The sequence below is a fragment of the Ralstonia sp. AU12-08 genome (assembly GCF_000442475.1).
GTDB classification, from domain to species: Bacteria; Pseudomonadota; Gammaproteobacteria; order Burkholderiales; family Burkholderiaceae; genus Ralstonia; species Ralstonia insidiosa.
The window spans coordinates 1-19,861 of record NZ_ASZV01000038.1; the positions used below are offsets into that span (position 1 = coordinate 1).

At 64.3% G+C, this 19,861-nt stretch carries 13 protein-coding genes and 1 pseudogene; 5 read left to right on the top strand and 9 right to left on the bottom strand.

Annotated elements, in window-relative coordinates; translation table 11 throughout:
- From C404_RS0130195 to C404_RS48605, 3 genes and pseudogenes are all read right to left on the bottom strand, one after another.
- On the bottom strand, positions 1 to 507 hold a 507-nt coding region (locus C404_RS0130195; RefSeq protein ID WP_200863712.1), incomplete at its 3' end, for a hypothetical protein.
- A 1,128-nt stretch (positions 508 to 1,635) separates the two neighbouring features.
- On the bottom strand, positions 1,636 to 2,841 hold the full coding sequence (locus C404_RS48600) for a ribonucleotide-diphosphate reductase subunit beta (protein WP_021196063.1): 1,206 nt from the start codon (positions 2,839 to 2,841) through the stop codon (positions 1,636 to 1,638).
- Positions 2,842 to 2,976: 135 nt separating this feature from the next.
- Positions 2,977 to 5,853 (bottom strand): annotated as a pseudogene (locus C404_RS48605) (ribonucleoside-diphosphate reductase subunit alpha); the annotation flags it as partial.
- Between the two features lie 746 nt (positions 5,854 to 6,599).
- On the opposite strand from C404_RS48605, the gene C404_RS48610 reads away from it, so the two are divergent.
- The 3 genes from C404_RS48610 to C404_RS48620 are packed head-to-tail and all read left to right on the top strand — an operon-like array spanning position 6,600 to position 11,048.
- Positions 6,600 to 8,621, top strand: coding sequence for an alkaline phosphatase family protein (locus C404_RS48610; RefSeq protein WP_021196065.1), 2,022 nt, complete (start codon positions 6,600 to 6,602; stop codon positions 8,619 to 8,621).
- A gap of 39 nt (positions 8,622 to 8,660) precedes the next feature.
- Entirely contained in the window at positions 8,661 to 8,858 is a 198-nt protein-coding gene (locus tag C404_RS48615) for a hypothetical protein (protein WP_021196066.1), read from the top strand.
- Positions 8,859 to 8,897: 39 nt separating this feature from the next.
- Entirely contained in the window at positions 8,898 to 11,048 is a 2,151-nt protein-coding gene (locus tag C404_RS48620; protein ID WP_021196067.1) for a phosphocholine-specific phospholipase C, read from the top strand.
- Between the two features lie 78 nt (positions 11,049 to 11,126).
- On the opposite strand, the gene ampD is transcribed toward C404_RS48620, so the two are convergent.
- From ampD to C404_RS0130200, 5 genes are read right to left on the bottom strand one after another with little or no spacing between them, the layout of a single operon-like run.
- Positions 11,127 to 11,729 carry a 1,6-anhydro-N-acetylmuramyl-L-alanine amidase AmpD gene (ampD, locus tag C404_RS48625; RefSeq protein ID WP_031329728.1) on the bottom strand — a complete coding sequence of 201 codons (603 nt, stop codon included), beginning with the start codon at positions 11,727 to 11,729 and terminating at the stop codon, positions 11,127 to 11,129.
- Positions 11,722 to 13,335, bottom strand: coding sequence for a sigma-54-dependent transcriptional regulator (locus C404_RS48630; protein ID WP_021196069.1), 1,614 nt, complete (start codon positions 13,333 to 13,335; stop codon positions 11,722 to 11,724). Before C404_RS48630 ends, ampD begins: the two co-directional genes overlap by 8 nt.
- Positions 13,336 to 13,361: 26 nt before the next feature.
- Positions 13,362 to 15,416: an ATP-binding protein gene (locus C404_RS48635; RefSeq protein WP_031329730.1), complete on the bottom strand. Its 2,055-nt coding sequence runs from the start codon at positions 15,414 to 15,416 to the stop codon at positions 13,362 to 13,364.
- Positions 15,417 to 15,445: 29 nt separating this feature from the next.
- The gene (locus C404_RS48640; RefSeq protein ID WP_021196071.1) at positions 15,446 to 15,709 is read right to left on the bottom strand and encodes a PP0621 family protein; all 264 of its coding nucleotides are present in this window, start codon (positions 15,707 to 15,709) and stop codon (positions 15,446 to 15,448) included.
- A gap of 48 nt (positions 15,710 to 15,757) precedes the next feature.
- Positions 15,758 to 16,678, bottom strand: coding sequence for a cytochrome C assembly family protein (locus C404_RS0130200; RefSeq protein WP_031329731.1), 921 nt, complete (start codon positions 16,676 to 16,678; stop codon positions 15,758 to 15,760).
- Positions 16,679 to 16,851: 173 nt separating this feature from the next.
- Between C404_RS0130200 and ffh the strand changes: the two genes are divergently transcribed.
- Positions 16,852 to 18,276 (top strand): signal recognition particle protein, encoded by a 1,425-nt coding sequence (gene ffh, locus C404_RS48645; protein WP_021196073.1) that lies wholly within the window; start codon positions 16,852 to 16,854, stop codon positions 18,274 to 18,276.
- Between the two features lie 54 nt (positions 18,277 to 18,330).
- Complete coding sequence (locus tag C404_RS48650) at positions 18,331 to 18,882, top strand: hypoxanthine-guanine phosphoribosyltransferase (protein ID WP_021196074.1); 552 nt, start codon at positions 18,331 to 18,333, stop codon at positions 18,880 to 18,882.
- A 75-nt stretch (positions 18,883 to 18,957) separates the two neighbouring features.
- Here the strand turns inward: C404_RS48650 and C404_RS48655 are convergent, their stop codons facing one another.
- Positions 18,958 to 19,842: a 2OG-Fe(II) oxygenase gene (locus C404_RS48655; RefSeq protein ID WP_031329733.1), complete on the bottom strand. Its 885-nt coding sequence runs from the start codon at positions 19,840 to 19,842 to the stop codon at positions 18,958 to 18,960.
- Positions 19,843 to 19,861 lie beyond the last annotated feature (19 nt).

A 19,861-nucleotide genomic window follows, 5' to 3' on the forward strand; every position in this document is an offset into this window, starting at 1 on the left:
CGGCAAGCGCGTGATCCGAATGTCTGCCTGGTGCAACTGGATGGAGTTGGGAATCTGGTCGTAGGCGGCGGGGGCGTTGGTAAAGCGGTTGCCTGGTTGTTTGTTGGACGTGCTGAGGTTGCCGCCAAGCTCAACCCAGCCGCTGACCTGGGTGCGTGAGTCCTTCCAGAAGTCGGTGTTCTCGCTGAGCGCCTTCATCAGCGGGTAGACAGGGGCTTCGTTGTGATCGCCAATGGTGGGGGTCCCACCTATCTGATATTCCCCGTAGGGGAACGGCGGCGAATTCTGCGGTGCCGGAAGTTTGCGCAACTCCGGGCTCGCACCGTCACCCGTGTAGGGCCACGGCGTATCCGCGATGGACTGCGATCCGTCCGTGTAGGCGTTCAAGAACGTCGATACGACGCCATCGCCTTTCTTACTCCCCTGAACCTGGGCATCGTCCGCAAAGACGCTCTGGCAAGCCAGCAGAAAAAGTATGCCCACCCCTCCGACTCTGAATCGGCTCATTTAGATTCCCTCAAATATCAATGTTATTAAAACCAAATTCTTTTATAAAGAATGACAAAAAAACACGCAAACTCCGATGCCGAGGCACATCGACTCGACTCCGAAATTTAAAAACACAGCGGGTAAAGCACCCGTATAAATGCTGCCGCGCAGCATAAAAAATCTGTAAATCCACCACCAAGATGGCGTCGTTGAGCCAATCTCAATCAATTGATTGCATAAGCAAATTGATAGGTTCGCAAAAACACAACAAAACTCTCAGCAAATACTCAAAATTGAAATGATCGAATTTCACCAAAACTGCGCACGTTGCACACATACGGTGAGACTCAAGAACATAAGAGGTGCACGAGAAATTGGCATGCCTGCACGGATGGCGCTTTGCCGGCGATCGGTTGGTCTTCTGCCGGTGGGAAAAGGCGTCTGCACCCGCCGGCTTGCCGTACGGGCGCTCCAACATCTGGGGAAGGGGCAGAAAAAAAGAAGGCCCGAGCTATCGGCTCAGGCCTCGAGGTCCGCTGAGTTTTGGCGGAGGGAAAGACCAGCAAAAATGTCGCCAAGATTCACGAGTGAATTTCAGCAACATGTGCCAGCCATATAATGATCAACACATTTTCAGCTTCTGCTTCGATCGATGAGAAATGTTGAAGATTCAACATCTCGAAAGACGCCGCAAAATTGGAGTCATTGCCGATTGCACGACTTGACTATCAATTGAGCTTAAAAAAACAAAGCCCCGGGGTTAACTTAACCCCGGGGCCTCTAACCATATATTGCGTAAGGGTTCGCAATGCACAGCTAGGGAACAGCCTAGCTGAAGAAATTCATTTACGAAATAACACTGAATCTTGTTGAAGATTGTCCGAGGTAGTCGGCCCTGAACAATTCGTTCTACCCGCCACTCAGCCTTATCCCACTCTAGGCTCGTAGGACTTAGGAAGCGAAACCCGCTCTCCCAATGCAAAGAGGCGATGGGAATCTCTCGATTCCCATCGCCTCTTTTCATCGCAACCGCCCCAACGAACACGTTGTGCGCAGAGTTGTTGAAATCTCAGTACATGTGGCCAAAAAATCTCAGGCTATGTGTCCGAAATCTCAACTCATGTGTCCGTGAGCGGTGGTATCCCATCACTCCCAGGACAGCGCACCACCGGTCTGGTACTCGATCACGCGTGTCTCGAAGAAGTTGCGTTCCTTCTTCAGGTCGATCATCTCGCTCATCCACGGGAACGGGTTTTCTTCGTTCGGGAACAGCGCGTCGAGGCCGATCTGCTGGCAGCGACGGTTGCAGATGAAGCGCAGGTAGCCCTTGAACATCGGTGCATTCAGGCCCAGCACGCCGCGCGGCATGGTGTCTTCTGCGTAGCGGTATTCCAGGTCGACGGCCTTCTTGAACAGCTCCGTGATCTCAGCCTTGAACTCGGCCGTCCACAGGTGCGGGTTCTCCAGCTTGATCTGGTTGATCAGGTCGATACCGAAATTGCAGTGCAGCGACTCGTCGCGCAGGATGTACTGGTACTGCTCGGCGGCACCGGTCATCTTGTTCTGACGGCCCATCGCCAGGATCTGTGTGAAGCCGACGTAGAAGAACAGGCCTTCCATGATGCAGGCGAAGACGATGAGCGACTTCAGCAGCTTCTGGTCGTTCTCCGGCGTGCCAGTCTTGAACGACGGATCGGTCAGCGTGTCGATGAACGGGATCAGGAACTCGTCCTTGTCGCGGATCGACTGCACTTCATGGTACGCGTTGAAGATCTCGGCCTCGTTCAGGCCCAGCGATTCGACGATGTACTGGTACGCGTGCGTGTGGATCGCCTCTTCAAACGCCTGGCGCAGCAGGTACTGGCGGCATTCCGGCGCGGTGATCTGGCGATACGTGCCGAGCACGATGTTGTTGGCGGCCAGCGAGTCGGCCGTCACAAAGAAGCCCAGGTTGCGCTTGATGATGCGGCGCTCGTCTTCGGTCAGACCGTTCGGGTCCTTCCACGTGGCGATGTCGCGCGACATGTTGATTTCTTGCGGCATCCAGTGGTTCGCGCAGCCGGCCAGGTACTTTTCCCAGGCCCACTTGTACTTGAACGGCACCAGCTGGTTGACGTCGGTCGCGCCGTTGATGACGCGCTTGTCGGCGGCGTTCACGCGGCGGTTGCTCTGTGCGGCGGCAGCGTTCGGGTTGTTGCCCAGGATGCCCGTGCCGATGGCGGTGGCCGACGGGGGCAGCACGCCACCCTGATCAGCCGTGGCGGTTTGCAGTTGCGGCTGCGGTTGATACGCGGGCTGCGGTGCAGCTTGCGGATGTGCGGCAGGTTTGACGTCGTCGTCCCAGCTCAGCATAGGTGTTTCTCCAGAATTCTTTGCTCGTCGCTCCCGCTGTCGGAAAACACGAGAGCGCGAGGTTGGTGTTGCTTAGTGTCGCTCAAACCACGTTGCCCCCGCTTGCGCGGGAGCAACCTCAGACACTGTTTAGACTTATTGGCAGGCTTCGCATTCCTCGAAACCAGGGTCGCCGGGGCGCATCGTGCACACGGCGCCTTCGGCTTCCGGCATCGCCTGAGCGGTGGCCGCAGCGGCATCCAGCGCGCTGGCCGGTGCAGCTTGCGAAGCACCCGCCGCCGACACACCACCCACATCGCTACCCGACGACACCGCATTCAGCGTGCCGCGCGACACGGTCGACTTCTCGACGTGCGTGGCGCCGATCGTGCGCAGGTAGTACGTGGTCTTCAGGCCACGCAGCCAGGCCAGCTTGTACGTATCGTCCAGCTTCTTGCCCGATGCGCCGGCCATGTAGATGTTCAGCGATTGCGCCTGGTCGATCCACTTCTGGCGACGCGATGCAGCCTCAACCAGCCACGTCGGTTCCACTTCGAAGGCCGTTGCGTACAGGTCGCGCAGGTCTTGCGGGATGCGGTCGATGCGGGCCAGCGAGCCGTCGAAGTACTTCAGGTCGGCGACCATCACTTCGTCCCACAGGCCGCGTGCCTTCAGGTCGCGCACCAGGTAGTCGTTGACCACCGTGAACTCGCCCGACAGGTTCGACTTGACGTACAGGTTCTGGTACGTCGGCTCAATGCAAGCGGACACGCCGATGATGTTGGAGATGGTTGCCGTCGGCGCGATCGCCACGCAGTTCGAGTTGCGCATGCCGTGCTGCTTGATGCGGCCGCGCAGGCTGTCCCAGTCCATCGTCGACGACATATCCGTTTCCAGATAGCCGCCACGCTCTTCGGCCAGCAGCTTGAGCGAGTCTTGCGGCAGGATGCCACGATCCCACAGCGAGCCCTTGTAGCTGCTGTAGCGGCCACGCTCTTCGGCCAGTTCGGTCGACGCCCAGTAGGCGTAGTAGCAAACCGCTTCCATCGAGGTGTCGGCAAACTGCACCGCGGCGTCGCTGGCGTACGGCACACGCAGCACATGCAGCGCATCCTGGAAGCCCATGATGCCCATGCCGACCGGACGGTGGCGCAGGTTGGAATCACGTGCCTTCTTGACCGCGTAGTAGTTGATGTCGATCACGTTGTCGAGCATGCGCATGGCGGTGCGCACGGTCTTCTTCAGCTTCTCGTGATCCAGCACGACGCTGCCGTCGGCCTGCTTGACCAGGTGAGCCACCAGGTTGACCGAACCCAGGTTGCACACGGCGATTTCGCTGTCGTTGGTGTTCAGCGTGATTTCCGTGCACAGGTTGGAGCTGTGCACCACGCCCACGTGCTGCTGCGGGCTGCGGATGTTGCACGGATCCTTGAACGTGATCCACGGGTGGCCGGTTTCGAACAGCATGCCCAGCATCTTGCGCCACAGTTGTAGCGCCGGCATTTTCTTGAAGAGCTTGATCTCGCCGCGCGCGACCTTGTCTTCGTAGCCCAGGTAAGCCTGCTCAAACGCCTTGCCGACCTTGTCGTGCAGGTCCGGGCAGGTGGACGGCGAGAACAGCGTCCACTCGCCACCTTCCATCACACGCTTCATGAACAGGTCCGGGATCCAGTTGGCCGTGTTCATGTCGTGCGTGCGGCGGCGGTCATCGCCGGTGTTCTTGCGCAGCTCCAGGAATTCTTCGATATCCAGGTGCCACGTTTCCAGGTACGCACACACTGCGCCCTTGCGCTTGCCGCCCTGGTTCACGGCCACAGCCGTGTCGTTGACGACCTTCAGGAACGGCACCACGCCTTGCGACTTGCCGTTCGTGCCCTTGATGTGCGAGCCGAGTGCACGCACGTTGGTCCAGTCGTTGCCCAGGCCGCCGGCAAACTTGGAGAGCAGCGCGTTTTCCTTCAGCGCTTCGTAAATGCCGTCCAGGTCATCCGACACCGTGGTCAGATAGCACGACGACAGCTGCGAACGGCGCGTGCCCGAGTTGAACAGGGTCGGCGTCGACGACATGAAGTCGAACGACGACAGCAGTTGGTAGAACTCGATGGCGCGGGCTTCGCGGTCGATTTCGTTCAGCGCCAGGCCCATCGCCACGCGCATGAAGAATGCCTGCGGCATCTCGATGCGGGTTTCGTTGATGTGCAGGAAGTAGCGGTCGTACAGCGTCTGCAGGCCGAGGTAGTTGAACTGGAAGTCGCGCGAGGCGTCCAGCGCTGCACCCAGGCGGGCCAGGTCGAACTGGGCCAGCTTCTCGTCGAGCAGCTCGGCGTTGATGCCGCGCTTGATGAACTGCGGGAAGTAGTCGACGTAACGCGTGCTCATTTCCGCTTGCGTGACTTCTTCACCGAGGATCTCGCGGCGGATCGTGTGCATCAGGATGCGCGCGGTGACCTGGCTGTACGCCGGGTCCTTTTCGATCAGGGTACGCGCGGCCAGGATGGCCGAGTCGTACACCTGCGTCATCGGCACGCCTTCATACAGGTTCTTGACCGTTTCCTTGAGGATCGGCTCCGGGTCCACCGCGTCGCCCAGGCCTTCGCAGGCCGAGACGATCACGTTGCGCAGGGCAGCCATGTCCAGCGGGCGGGTGATGCCGCCGTCGGTCACGTTCAGGCCGATGAAGGCCGGTTGCTGCTGCGTTTCACCGGCTTGCGCGCGCTCCTGGGCGCGGCGCTCGCGGTACAGCACATAGGCGCGGGCCACGTCGTGTTCGCCCGAGCGCATCAGGGCCAGTTCGACCTGGTCCTGCACGTCTTCGATATGGAACGTGCCGCCGTTCGGGCGGCTGCGCAGCAGGGCGCGCACCACGTTCTGCGTCTGTTGGTCGACCAGCTCGCGCACACGCGCGGAAGCAGCGCCCTGCCCGCCATTCACGGCGAGAAAGGCCTTGGTCATCGCCACGGCGATCTTGGACGGCTCGAAGCTCACCACGGCGCCGTTGCGGCGGATGATCTTGTAGTCGGCAAGGTTGACACCGAGAGCAGTGCCGGAGGCCACGGCCGTGCCGCCGGCGCTTTGCGCAAATTGAGAAGGATTGGCGGTGCCGGAGTGGATTTCGGATTGGGCCGTTTGCATAAGGACTCCTGTTGAACCGTTCGATTGGCGGCTCGCCTGGGGTGATGAACCCTTGGCAAACCCTTGCGCCGCGCAGAGAAAAAGAGACGGAAAAGGCCCTTGCCTTTCCTCGGCCCCCAAGCGCCGGCTTGACCCGCCGTACGCTCGCCCCCGCGCGGGCGCCGAAATAAGAATCCCGGAAATTCACCACTACATCTAGTGTGTCACCCCGGGATTGGCGCTAAGTATAGTGGGCCAATCGAATTTGCCTAGTCTTGACAGATGGGGTTTCGGGGGCTTTTTTGCAATCAAAATGCAGTGCCACAAACCCGCGGCCCCAGTCTGCACAAAGGGTCGTCGGGGCTTGCGTGCGGCGTCGCAATGGACACGTTTCCAGAATAATTCTTTCTATCAGTCACGCAAGTCCGATAGACGTCACCTCATCTGCGGTAGGGGTACGTGAGGCGCGCACTGCACTGGTGCGCAGGTGCACCAGCGTCGGCTTCGGACGATTCTTAGTGCGCTCAAGAAATCCGAATAGCGGCATCAGCATTCTTGCCGCGCCTGTCACCTGAGCGACAGGCCCCGTCCCTACTCTTCGGTCGCATTGCGGGGGAGCGCAATCACTGCGGCCCGGGTGCCGCGCACACAGACCGAGGAAAACCCACATGGCATCGAACCAACCTGCCCGCCGCCTGCTTACGGCCGCGCTGGGCGCAACCGTGGCCGCCACGCTGGCGGCGTGCGGCGGGGGCAGCGACAGCGCGCCCGTCGCCAACCCCGGCGGCACGAACGTGCCCTCCACCAGCGCCAGCAAGAAGGTGCTGGTGGTGGGCGTGGACGGCGCCACCTATGCACAGGTGCAGAGCGCGCTGCTGCAGCGCAGCCTGCCGAACCTGGGCGCGCTGTCCCTGATGCCCGCGTCGACCGGCGGCACGCTGGGCACCACCACCGCACAACCGCCACTGGATACGCCGAGCTGGGCCACCGTGCTGTCAGGCACCTGGCAGAACCGCCACGGCGTGACCGACGACACCGTCACCACCCTGGCCACCCCGAGCGTCTTCAGCTACGCGCGCAGTGCCGCCAAGGCAGCAGGCACCGTGCAACGCCTGGGGGCAGCTGTCAGCTCCGCCGTGCTGCCGCCGCTGCTCAAGGCCGATCAACAAGCCGGCAACCTCGATACGCTGGTCGACTGCGCCCAGGTGGACAGCTGCGTCACGCAAAACAGCGTGCGCCTCGTGCAGTCGGGCTATGACGTCGTCTTCGCGCAGTACACCGCACCGGCCGCGGCCGCACTCGCCTCGGGCCTGCAAAGCGATGCGTATGCCGCTGCGCTGGGCAGCGTCGACCAGGCCCTCGGCACGCTGCAGGCTGCCATCGCCCAACGCCGCACCGCCAACCCGAACGAGGACTGGCTCGTGGTCGTCACGACCAGCCACGGGCTGGATGCCACCGGCGCCACCACCTCGGCACCCACGCTGGAAAACCGCACCGCCTTCATCGCGCTCAACAAGACCGTCAACCCGGCGCTGGGCAAGAACGGCACGGCGGCCCCCACGACCGAAGCTGCGCTGGCCGCCCTGCCGAGCGAGGCCGACATCGTGCCGACCGTGTTGGCGCAACTGAACGCTGCCGTGCCGACTACGGCACACAAGCTTGACGGCGCCGCGCTCACGGCCAGCACGGTGGGCGTGCGCAACCTCCAGAGCACGGTGGGCGCCTACAACGCCTCGCTGGTGCTGAACTGGCAAAACCCGACCACCGCCAGCGGCCCGATCACCGTGCTGCGCGACGGCACGCAAGTCGCCACGCTGCCCGCCACGGCCACGCAGTACACCGACAGCAGCATCGCCACCGCAAACGGCCTCTACCGCATCAACTACACACTTGTGCGCAACAACGTGCCGGTGTCGATGCTGGCGCAGATCAACTACGTGGCGCCGATACCGCTGGCGACGACGCTGACCAACAGCTTGGCGACGTACTACAGCTTCGACCCGCTGCCGCCGACGGATCGCAAGAACAGTTCGACGCTGGGCCCATGGGTGGCCGGCACCGACGGCGGCTCGGCCGTGACCGATCCGTTTGGCGGCAAGGCGCTGGCAGTCGATTCGCGCATCGATGCCTACAAGCTCACGCAGACTGGCGCCGACATCGCCCAAAGCCCGCAATTCACCATCGGCTTCTGGTTCAAGTCGGACTGCACGCAGGGCAACGGCACGGGCGAGCCGATCCTCTCCAACAAGAACTATTACTCCGGCGCCAACCCGGGGATTGCCATCGCCCTGTGGGGCGGCTGCGAAGTGCGCTTCAACCTGGGCAGCGGCGGCAAGCGCGACGACATCCAGGGCATGAAGTTCAGCGCCAACCAGTGGGCCTACCTGGCTCTCTCGGTGGACACGCAGGCCAAGCTGTTCAGCGCCTACATCCTCGACCCGGTACTGGGTGTGCAGAAGACCGAAGACCGTGCCATCGCCAACACCGACGTCACCAAGCTCAATGGCCTGGCCACCAAGGTCTGGGGCATGAACGACGACGCCACGCACAACTACGTGCCCAACAACCCGGGCTCGCTCAAGGGCGTGATGGCCTTCGACGACCTGGCCATGTGGACGCGCCGCCTGACGCTGGACGAACTCAAGTCGATCAACGGCTCGCACCAGCCGCTGTCGTCGCTCAATCCTTGATGCCCCTGCCCCCCACCCTCACCCCGAACGAGACCGCTCATGAAGCCTTTCATCAACCATCTCGCGCGGCCGCACTGGCTGGCCGCCATGCTGCTGTGCGCCGCCACCTTGTCGCTGTCGGCCTGCGGCGGCGATTCGAACGATGGCACGCCGAGCACCGGCACCCCCGGCACGGCCCAGCCGGATCAACCCGGCCAACCGCCGGCCAACAAGCCGAACCTGCACTGCGCTCCGTAAGCCGCACTGCCTCCCCATCGACTTGCGTTTGAGACCGACATGACTTCCAACACCAACAACGGCAACCGCCGCAACTTCCTCAAGATGGCCGGCACGGGCGCGATTTCCGCCGCCGCGCTGGCCGCCTTCCCGCCGTCGATCCGCCGTGCGCTGGCAATTCCCGCCAACAACGCCACCGGCACGATGCGCGACATCGAACATGTGGTGATCCTGATGCAGGAGAACCGCTCGTTCGACAACTACTTCGGCACGCTGCAGGGCGTGCGCGGCTTTGGTGACCGCTTCCCGATCCCGCTGGCCGGCGGCCTGAACGTCTGGCAGCAGACCTACGTGCCAAGCAGTGGCCCGAGCCGCGTGGTACTGCCGTACTACCTGGACAGCAGCGCCGGCAACGCGCAGCGCGTCTCTGGCACACCGCACAGCTACCCCGATGCGCAAAACGCGTGGGACCTCGGCCGCATGAGCAAGTGGCCGACCTACAAGCAGACGCAGTCGATGGGCTACTACAAGCAGGCCGAGCTGGACTTCCAGTTTGCGCTGGCCAACGCCTTCACGCTGTGCGATGCGTACCACTGCGGCTTCCACGGCGGCACCAACACCAACCGCCTGTTCCACTGGACGGGTACGAACGACCCGACGGGCGCAGCGGGCGGCCCCGTCATCGACAACAGCGGCGACCACCTGGATGCCGGCGTCACCTACAACTGGACGACCTACCCCGAGCGCCTGCAAACCGCCGGCGTATCGTGGAAGGTCTACCAGAACATGCCGGACAACTTCACCGACAACCCGCTCGCCGGCTTCAAGGCGTATCGCGATGCCAACGCCGCGCGCGGCAACGCCAAGGATGGCAGCCCGTTCCCGGCCTACACCCCGGCCGATGAGACGATCAGCCCGCTCATCAAGGGCGTCGGCAACACCATGCCCGACGGCGGTTTCCTGCAGGCACTGAAAGACGACATCGCTGCCGGCCAGTTGCCGCAGGTGTCGTGGATCGTCGCGCCGGCCACGTACTCCGAGCACCCCGGCCCGTCGAGCCCCGTGCAGGGCGCGTGGTACACGCAGGAAGTGCTCAACGCGCTCACCGCCAACCCGGCCGTGTGGAGCAAGACCGTACTCTTCATCAACTTTGACGAGAACGACGGCTTCTTCGACCACGTGCCGCCGCCCGCCGCCCCGGCGTATGACAACGGCGTGCTGGCCGGCAAATCGACGGTGAGCACCGCCGGCGAATACCACACCGACAAGAACCCGTACGGCCCGGGCCCGCGCGTGCCGATGTACATCGTCTCGCCGTGGAGCCGTGGCGGCTGGGTCAACTCACAGGCGTTCGACCACACTTCGGTGCTGCGCTTCCTGGAGCTGCGCTTCAACGTCAAGGAGCCGAACATCAGCGCGTACCGCCGCGCCGTGCTGGGCGACCTGACCAGCGCCTTCAACTTCGTCAACCCGAACAACGAAACGCTGCCGACGCTGCCCAGCCGCGACAAGGCCACCGCAGACAGCATCCGCGCAGCGCAGCAGGCCAAGGCCCAGGTGCCGGTGCCCTCGGTGGCCGCACAGCAACTGCCCGTGCAGGCCACCGGCACGCGCCCCTCGCGCGCTCTGCCGTACGAGCTGCACGTCAGCGCCCGTGAAGACGCCACCAACCGCGCCCTGCGCCTGATCTTCAGCAACACCGGCACGGCCGCCGCCGTCTTCCACGTGTACGACCGCCTGCATCTGGACCGCGTGCCACGCCGCTACGCCGTCGAGCCCGGCAAGATGCTCGACGACGCGTGGGACGTATACACCGCAGACAAGGGCAAGTACGACCTGTGGGTGCTCGGCCCCAACGGCTTCCACCGCGCGTTCTCGGGCGATGTGAGTGCCGTCTCGGCAGCAGGTTCAAGCGCACCGGAAATCCGCGTGTGCTACGACCTGGCCAACGCCGAGGTCTACGTGACGATGATGAACACCGGCACCACCGGCTGCACCTTCACCGTCAAACCCAACGCGTACCGCACCGACGGCCCGTGGACGTTCGACATCCCGGCCGGCAAGCAGCTCGACCAGCACTGGCCGATCGCGCGCCAGGGCAACTGGTACGACTTTACGGTGACGGTGCCGCAGGGCGGCTTCACGCGGCGCTTTGCCGGCCGCATGGAAACCGGCAAGGACAGCGTGTCCGACCCGGCCATGGGCACCTAGGCAGTGAACTAAAAACTAGAAAGATCTGCAGGGAGGAGAACGCGGGCGGCCTTCGCAAGGGGGCCGCCCGTTTCTATTTCAGAGCGCGTGTTGATACGGAAACAGCGCTGCGTTGAAGCCGCCGAGCGCACGCAGATGCGCCCAGTCGAAGCACGGCCCCGGATCCGTCTTGCGGCCCGGCGCAATGTCCGAGTGCCCGGCAATCGCTGCAATCGGATACGCCGCGCAGATCGCCCGCACCAGCGACGCCGTGGTGGCGTACTGCTCGGGCGTGAAGGGCAGATCATCCGTGCCCTCGATCTCGATGCCGACGGAGAAATCGTTGCAGCGCGTACGGCCGAAAAAGTCCGACGCGCCGGCATGCCACGCACGCGCACCACACGGCGCGAACTGCACACACTCACCCGTGCGGCGCACGAAGAAATGCGCCGACACGCGTACGCCGCGCAACTGGTCGAAGTACGGGTGCGCGTCGCAGTCGAGCGTGTTGGTGAAGAAATCGAGCACGTCGTCCGTGCCGAAGTCGGTCACGGACTGCGCAGGCGGCAGGCTGATGTTGTGCAGCACGATCAGGTCGATCGGCATGCCTTCCGGCCGCCCGTCGATATTCGGTGACGGGTGACGGCGCGCGCCGCTCACCCAGCCATCGGCGTCGACGTGCATGACATGCGATTCAGACATCGCCATTCAGGCCGCTGCCAACAGCTTCTATATCGCGCGGGTCACGGATGCCGAGCTGCTGCATGCGATAGCGCAACTGGCGGAATGACAGGCCGAGCAACTTGGCAGCTGCCGTGCGGTTGAAGCCGGTCTGATCCAGCGCCGCCAGGATCACGCTGCGCTCGACCGACTCCAGATACGCCGGCAAGTCGATCGGCAGGGCGATGTTCGGCAGCGACGGTTCCGTTGCTGCGGAAGCAGGCGCGGGCTCGGCGGGCTGTGCCATCGGCTGCGGCATGCCAATCGGGCTCGGCACGGGCGCCGGCATATAGACGGCATCGGGCCAGCCAGTCACGGGCGGCGGCGCCATCGTGTGACCACCCTGCAGACCTTGCGCGGCGGCCTGTGCCTCACGCGTACGGTGGAACAGCGGCGAGCGCTCGATCTCGGCGCCGAGCGCGCCCAGATCATCCACGTCGATCGATTCGCCTTCGGCAAACGCATACGCGCGCTCGAGCAGGTTCTCCAGCTCGCGCACGTTGCCCGGGAACGGATATGCACACAGCTGCTGCAGCGCCGGACGCGTCAGGCGCTTGGGGCGCGGATCGCCGTAGCGGTTGGCAAGCTGCTCCAGCAACACGCCGGCCAGCACGGGCACGTCTTCACCGCGCTCGCGCAGCGTGGGCATGCGCAGCTCCAGCACGTTCAGGCGGTAGAACAAGTCTTCGCGGAAACGGCCGGCGGCCACCAGGCGCGCCAGGTTCTGGTGGCTCGCGCACACCACGCGCACATCGACCGGGTCTTCACGACTCTCGCCGATCTTGCGCACGCGGCGCTCCTGCAGCGCGCGCAGCAGTTTCACCTGCATGGTCAACGGCAGGTCGGCCACTTCATCCAGCATGAGGGTGCCGCCGTTGGCGGCCTGGAAGAAGCCCTGGCGGTCACTGTCGGCACCGGTGAAGGCGCCTTTCACGTAGCCGAAGAATTCGGCTTCCATCAGGTTCTCGGGAATCGCCCCGCAGTTCACGGCCACGAACGGCCGCGACGCACGCGCCGACAGCGCATGGATGGCGCGTGCCGCACGCTCCTTGCCGCTGCCCGACTCCCCGCTGATGACCACCGGCGCCATGCTGCGCGCCAGCCGCATCAGCGAGCGGCGCACCTCCTGCATGGCGGCGGAGTGCCCAGGCAGCAAGTCGTTGGTGCGCTCGGCCAAATCGGAGCTGCCCGGGTCCGGATCACGCTGCTGGCGGCCCAGCGCGTTGAGCACGAGGCTGCGCAGCTGATCGAGTGAGAGCGGCTTGGCAATGTAGTCGAAGGCGCCAGCCTTGAGCGCTTCCACGGCGTTCTCGGCGCTGCCATACGCCGTGATGACGGCCACCGGCGTGCGGTCTGCCGTGGCCGAGAGCTGGCGTACGAGTTCGATGCCCAGGCCATCACCCAGTCGCATATCGGTCAGCACCAGTGCAAAGCGCTGGCGGGACAAGGCCTCGCGCGCTTCGGCCAATCCGCTGGCGAGCACCACGTCGTGCCCCATGCGGCGCAAGGAGATTTCCAACAGCTCGCGCAGGTCGGCTTCGTCATCAACGACGAGAATGGGTTCGCGAACGATGGCGACTTTGGACATGGATCAGCAGAGAAGCAGCCGGCGGTTCATTCCGCAACGGCCAAAGCGGGTTGATCAAACATCAGGGTGATGACGAAGGCGCGACGCGGCAATGTGTCACGCGCCTCCATGGTCAACGCTCCGGTGCGATCGAGCAAGGATTCCAGCGCGATGGCGCCGTACCGGATCTGTGCATCGTTGGCGCTGCACAACTCGCGCGCCATGTAGAGGCCCAGGCCTGTGCCTTGCGCGTCATTCGTGAAGAACGGCTCGAACAGGCTGCGCTGCTGCTCGGTGGGCACTTCGGGGCCGTCATTCCAGATCACGAGTTCAGCGTGCGTCTCATCCAGCGCATAGGCCGCCAGCAGGATCGAGCCCGGCACGCGGCGGCAATAGCGCAGCGCGTTGTCGAGCATGTTGCCGACCACCTGCTGCAGCTGCGCCGGGTCAAACATCACAGGCTTGTCCAGATCCACCGCCAAGCGCAGGAGATTGGGGTTGATCTCGGTCGCCTCACCCGCGCGACGCAGGGCTTCCGCACGCCAGCGCTCCACCACTTCAGGCAGCACCTGCGCGAGTTGCACGCGCACGCGCTCGCCGCGCGGCCGACGCGACAGCATCAGCACGTCGGCGACCACCTGATCGAGCCGGCGCACGTTGTCACGGATGATGCGCAGCAGGCGCGTTTCCACGCCAGAGCCCGGGTGGGTGTCTACCGAGCGCGCATGCTCCCCCTCGCCCGGATCGTCCAGCAGTTCAGCGGCCTGACTGATTGCCGCCAGCGGATTACGGATCTGGTGCGCGACACTCGCCACCAGCCGACCCATCGAGGCGAGCTTTTCCTGCTGCGCCTGCTCAGCCACGCGCTCCCAGCTTTCCACGTGGACCAGCACGGTGTCGTGCAGCTCGTGCCGCAGGAAAGCCTCGTCGTCGGCCGACCAACCTTGCGCTGCCGCGCCGGCCGACTGGTTGCGCAGGCGCAGCATCTCGCCAACCTCCCCCGGCAAGCCCAGGCCGATGGAGCTGACGAGACTATCCATATAGACACTGCGCAGGTTGGCCAGGCTCGGCAGGATAAAGCGCAGGCGCAAGCGGGCATGCAGCGTGCGCCGACCGCCCGGAGCAACTGGCAGCAGATCGAGGATGCGCGGCGCATCATCGTCGCCCGTGGCATCGCCGGCGCCAGAATGGCGGCTCTTGCGGCGCAGCCATTGGCGCAATGTTTCAAGCAGCGGACGCAGATGCGGCACGTCCTTCAGGTCGAACAGCATCGCGCCGCTGTTCACGAAGGCGTTCTGCGGCACGCCCAGCAGCATGGCCGCCGCCGGGTTGGCTGCCACCACGCGGCCATCGGCGCGTACCAGCATCACGCCGTCCTGCATGTCATAGACCATCAGGCGGTTGACCAACTGCTGCAGGCGCAGCTCGCGCTCGCGCGCCATGGTCAGGCGCTCCTGCGCAATCTGCCGGTGCGACAGGCCGTACATCATCGACGCGGCCATCATGTAGACGAGGCCGTACAGCCCCGCCGAAGCCAATCCAGGCGCGATCACCCCATCGCCGAGCATCTGCAGGAACGGATCGGCCAGCACCACCATCGACGCCACCGCCGCCGTGAACAGCGCGAACAACAGACTGGTGAGCGCGCCTGCAGCCAGCACCGGCATCAGGAACACCATCGCCACACTGGCCGACAGACGCGACAGCGTAGCGTACGCCAACCCAAGGAACAGCAGATCAAGCACGACGTCCAACCGTACCCTGAACTGGAACCGCGAGCGCCACCATCCGGCTGCAGCCAGAATCAACAGGGCCACGGCCAAGTACGGCAGCACCAGGCTGAGCAGCGCTTCACTGTTGGGCAGCCCCGCCGTTTCATTGTGCTCGCGCGGCACCATGACAAACAGCAGCAGCACCAGCGCCACGGCCGCACGGCTGAAGGCGAAATAGCGCAGCAGGCGCCACTGGAATTCAGGGGGATCGGGCTCCAGCCAGACCGAGCGCAATGCTCGCCACGCATTCAGGCGTGAGAGCAACGCGCGGAAGCCAGACCGGGGGGAAACGTTGGGCGCCGCGTCCGCATTGACGGGCTTGGACGGCATCTCAGGCTGCGAGCGGGACACCTCAGGCATCACACGCCGCCCCGGTCGGCGTGTTCCGGGCAGCGATAGCGGCCGCCTGACAGCGCCACCATGCTGTTACGCGGGGCATGCACACCGCACACGGCGCACTGCTCGATCGGCTGGGAAGCCTCGCGTTCAGGCGCACGCTTCGTGCTTCCCTGCACCGGCCCTTGCCCAGACGAGCGCGACGAACGCGACGGGCGCTCCCCCAGGCGGCTCAGCCACCACAAACCGGCGAGCAGCATCAGGATCAACAGAACAGGACGGGCCATGAAAGAGAGGGCGACAGCAAAAGAGAAGCTGGAGGAGCCAAGAACGCGCTACACGCGGTGCAGGATGACTTCGAGCACGAAGCGGCTGCCCACGTAGGCCAGCAACAGGATCGAGAATGCCGCCATCACCCAGCGCAGCGCCACGCGCCCGCGCCAGCCACGGAAACGGCGGCCAACCAGGATGCCGCCGAACATCAGCCACGACAGCACGGCGAACACGTTCTTGTGATCGAACTGAAAGGCGCGGTGGAACAGTTGCTCGGAGAACAGCGCGCCGGAAGCGATGGTCAGCGTGAGCAGCACAAAGCCCGCGCCGATCAGGCGGAACAGCAGCTTTTCCAGCGTCAGCAGCGGCGGCAGCAGATCCAGCCAGCGGCTGAACCAGCTCGCCTCTGCGGGGCGGTTGATGGTGTGCAGACGACGCTCGGCGGCCAGCATCAGGATCGCGTGGAACGCCGCTAGCGTGAACAGCCCGTAGGCGACATTGGCGATGGCAAAGTGCAGCTTGAACAGCGGGCTGGCCGCATAGCCGAGGATCTGCGTGCCGGGAAAGGCCAGCGGCAGCAGACTGCCGACCAGCGCCACGGGAATCACCAGCACGCCCAGACCCGCCAGCGAGAAGAACAGGCTCTCGATCCAGAAGATGCCCACGCCCAGCCACAGCATGGCCGACAGCGCATAGGCAAAACCGAACACCATTGCGCTGGCTGGGAAGATGGTCTCGTGCAGCAGAAGGCCATGCGCGGTCAGCGCCGCCAGCAAGGCCCAGCGCCACCAGGTAGGAGCGGCGTCTGCGGTGGGAGGCGGTGGCACAAGCACCGCGGCGCTCGGTGATTGTCCGCCAGCCGCCATGGCGCCAGCAGCGGCGCGGGCGCCAAGCCCGCCCCGCCGTTCGCCATGCCGTGCCCACGCTACCGAAGCGAGGGCGCCATAGAGAAGCGCCGTCAGCGCATACAGTACAATTGCCATTTGCACAGTTTACCGCAGCGCACCCCGGTTTTGGCTGGGGCCCGCCCCCGCCGAAAGCCTCGTCGGGCAGCCACGCGAGATAGACGCATTACGCACATTCCGAGCCGGTGCAAGCCAAGCGCGCACAGGTCTCATCCTCACCCTGTCCCCAATTCCGGATCCCTCACACTGTCATGCTGGATAACCTGACCCAACGGCTCGCGCGCGTGGTCAAGACCATGCGCGGCGAAGCGCGCCTGACCGAAGCCAACACCGCCGAGATGCTGCGCGAAGTCCGCCTGGCACTGCTCGAGGCCGACGTGGCGCTGCCGGTCGTGCGCGAGTTCATTGCCCGCGTCAAGGAAAAGGCGCTCGGCGAAGACGTCATCACCAGCCTCTCGCCGGGCCAGGCGCTGGTCGGCATCGTGCAGCGCGAGCTGACGGCCATCATTGGCGGCCAGGAAGCACTTGAGGGGGCCAATTCGGGCGCCGGCACCACCATCATGGGTGGGCGCGCTGCGGAGCTGAACCTCAACGTCACGCCGCCCGCGATCATCCTGATGGCCGGTCTGCAGGGCGCGGGTAAGACCACCACGGTCGGCAAGCTCGCCAAGTGGCTCAAAGAGAACAAGAAGAAGAAAGTGCTGACGGTGTCGTGCGACGTGTACCGCCCCGCCGCCATCGCGCAGTTGAAGACCGTGTCCGAACAGGTCGGTGCTGACTTCTTCCCCTCGCAGCCTGACCAGAAGCCGGTGGACATTGCCGCTGCCGCGCTGGACTGGGCCAAGAAGCACTACCACGACGTGCTGATCGTCGATACGGCCGGCCGCCTCGGCATCGACGAGGCGATGATGCAGGAGATCGCCGCGCTACACGCCAAGCTCAAGCCGGCCGAAACGCTGTTCGTGGTCGACGCGATGCTCGGCCAGGATGCCGTCAACACCGCCAAGGCCTTCAACGACACCCTGCCGCTGACCGGCGTGGTGCTGACCAAGCTCGATGGCGATGCACGCGGTGGTGCAGCACTGTCGGTGCGTCACATCACGGGCAAGCCGATCAAGTTTGTCGGTGTGGCCGAAAAGCTCGACGGGCTGGAGCCGTTCTACCCCGACCGCATGGCCCAGCGTATTCTGGGCATGGGCGACATCCTCGCGCTGGTGGAAGAAGCCCAGCGCGGTGTCGACATGGAAGAGGCCCAGAAGCTTGCCGCCAAGATCAAGAAGACCGGCGGCTTCGACCTCGAAGACTTCAAGGCCCAGATCGGCCAGATGAAGAAGATGGGCGGCCTGGGCAGCCTGATGGACAAGCTGCCTGCACAGTTTGCACAGCAGGCCCAGGGCGCCAACATGGACCAGGCCGAAAAGCAGGTCCGCCGCATGGAAGGCATCATCAACGCCATGACGCCGGCCGAGCGCGCCAAGCCCGAACTCATCAAGGCCAGCCGCAAGCGCCGCATTGCTGCGGGCGCGGGCGTGCAGGTGCAGGAAGTCAACCGCCTGCTCAACCAGTTCGACCAGATGCAAGGCATGATGAAGAAGCTCAAGGGCGGCGGCATGATGAAGATGATGCGCGCCATGGGCGGTATGAAAGGTGGCATGAAGGGCCTGCTCGGCCGGTAAGCCGACCACCCTGCCCCGATCCGATCGACTTAATTTGTTTCACTGACTGACACGATGCTGAGCGCAGAACAGGCCCGCGAACTCTGGGCCAACTCCGAAGAAATCGTCAGCGAAGACGCCGTGCGCGGCTCGCTGGATCGCATGGCCACCGAGATCACCGAGAAGATCGGCGATACCTTCCCGATGGTGTTGTCCGTGATGGGCGGTGCGGCCGTCTTCACCGGGATGCTGCTGCCCAAGCTGGCATTCCCGCTGGAGTTCGACTACATCCACCTGTCGCGCTATAACAACCAGACCGTGGGCAGCAAAGAAATGCAGTGGCGTGTGGCGCCGCGCGAGTCGGTCAAGGGCCGCACGGTGCTGGTACTCGACGACATCCTCGACGAAGGCGAAACGATGGCCGCCATCCGCTCGCGCATCATCGACATGGGTGCCTCGGAGTTCTACTCCGCTGTGCTGTGCGAGAAGACGCTCGCCAAGGACAAGCCGCTGTACCCGGATTTCTGCGGCTTCAACGTGCCGGATCGCTACGTGTTCGGCTGCGGCATGGACGCCAAGGGCTACTGGCGCAACCTGCCGACCATCCGCGCGCTGAAGAACACCTGACGCGGCGCAGGAACCAACAACAAGAAGGGCGACTCGACGGTCGCCCTTTTCTGTTCCCCTGGGAATTCACCCCACTCACGCGCCGCGACGATAAGGCCGCTCGCGAAGCCACTTGGTGGCGATCCACTTCTCACCGCGCTCGACCGGCAGGCCGGCGTGCAGCGTGTCCTCGTCCAACGTGCCATCGGGGCGTTTGTAGACGAAGAAGACCGCATTGCCCTTGACCGGCGCCACCTCCAGGCCCAGCTTCGGAAAGCCCGTCGCGCCGCCTGCCTGCACGCTGTTCAGGTAGATGACGAGCGTTGCCACGCGCTGGCCGCCCACTTCGAGCTGACGCGCCTCGCCGCTGCGGCCCGGGTTGAAGAAATCGAAGTGCGGCTGGTATTCGCCGCCGGGCTGGTAATGCAGCACCTGGAAGCCTTCGCCGTGTTCGACCGGCACACCGGTGGCCTGGGCGATGCGCGCCTCGATCTTGGCGATGAGCGCATGCTCGCCCACCTGGAACATCGCGCCCTCGCTGGTGCGCGCGGAAATCAGGTTCTCCTCGCCCGTTTCCGGGTTCACCACGGGCGAGCGCTTCAGGCGGTGCTGCCCCAGCGCAATAAGCTGATCGCACTCCTCATCCGACAGGAAGTGCTGAAACAGCACGATGCGCGGTGTCTCCAGCGCGAACAGGATGGGGATGTCGCCATCGGCGGTGCGCACGGCGTTGCTGTTCTCGACGGCCCCGTCGGCAGCTTGCGCAGATTGGGCAGCGGGCGCCGGTACGGGTGCCACGGCGGGCGCGGGCGGGCGTTTGGCAAGCGCCTCGTCCACCACGCGGCGCGCGAAAGCGCGGTCGTAGCCGGACTGCACCATCGAGGCGACCAGCGGATCAGCCTCGAAGCCTTCTGCCACGTGACGCTGCAGCCAGGCGTGCAGCGCGTCGGACATGGTTGCGTACGGTTGGGTGGTAGACATGCGGAGTGACGTGGATGCG

Bases quoted from the DNA above. Each gene is read 5' to 3' on its own strand.
- C404_RS48600 (WP_021196063.1), bottom strand. From the start codon at position 2,841: ATGCTGAGCTGGGACGACGACGTCAAACCTGCCGCACATCCGCAAGCT.
- C404_RS48610 (WP_021196065.1), top strand. From the start codon at position 6,600: ATGGCATCGAACCAACCTGCCCGCCGCCTGCTTACGGCCGCGCTGGGC.
- C404_RS48615 (WP_021196066.1), top strand. From the start codon at position 8,661: ATGAAGCCTTTCATCAACCATCTCGCGCGGCCGCACTGGCTGGCCGCC.
- C404_RS48620 (WP_021196067.1), top strand. From the start codon at position 8,898: ATGACTTCCAACACCAACAACGGCAACCGCCGCAACTTCCTCAAGATG.
- ampD (WP_031329728.1), bottom strand. From the start codon at position 11,729: ATGTCTGAATCGCATGTCATGCACGTCGACGCCGATGGCTGGGTGAGC.
- C404_RS48630 (WP_021196069.1), bottom strand. From the start codon at position 13,335: ATGTCCAAAGTCGCCATCGTTCGCGAACCCATTCTCGTCGTTGATGAC.
- C404_RS48635 (WP_031329730.1), bottom strand. From the start codon at position 15,416: ATGCCGTCCAAGCCCGTCAATGCGGACGCGGCGCCCAACGTTTCCCCC.
- C404_RS48640 (WP_021196071.1), bottom strand. From the start codon at position 15,709: ATGGCCCGTCCTGTTCTGTTGATCCTGATGCTGCTCGCCGGTTTGTGG.
- C404_RS0130200 (WP_031329731.1), bottom strand. From the start codon at position 16,678: ATGGCAATTGTACTGTATGCGCTGACGGCGCTTCTCTATGGCGCCCTC.
- ffh (WP_021196073.1), top strand. From the start codon at position 16,852: ATGCTGGATAACCTGACCCAACGGCTCGCGCGCGTGGTCAAGACCATG.
- C404_RS48650 (WP_021196074.1), top strand. From the start codon at position 18,331: ATGCTGAGCGCAGAACAGGCCCGCGAACTCTGGGCCAACTCCGAAGAA.
- C404_RS48655 (WP_031329733.1), bottom strand. From the start codon at position 19,842: ATGTCTACCACCCAACCGTACGCAACCATGTCCGACGCGCTGCACGCC.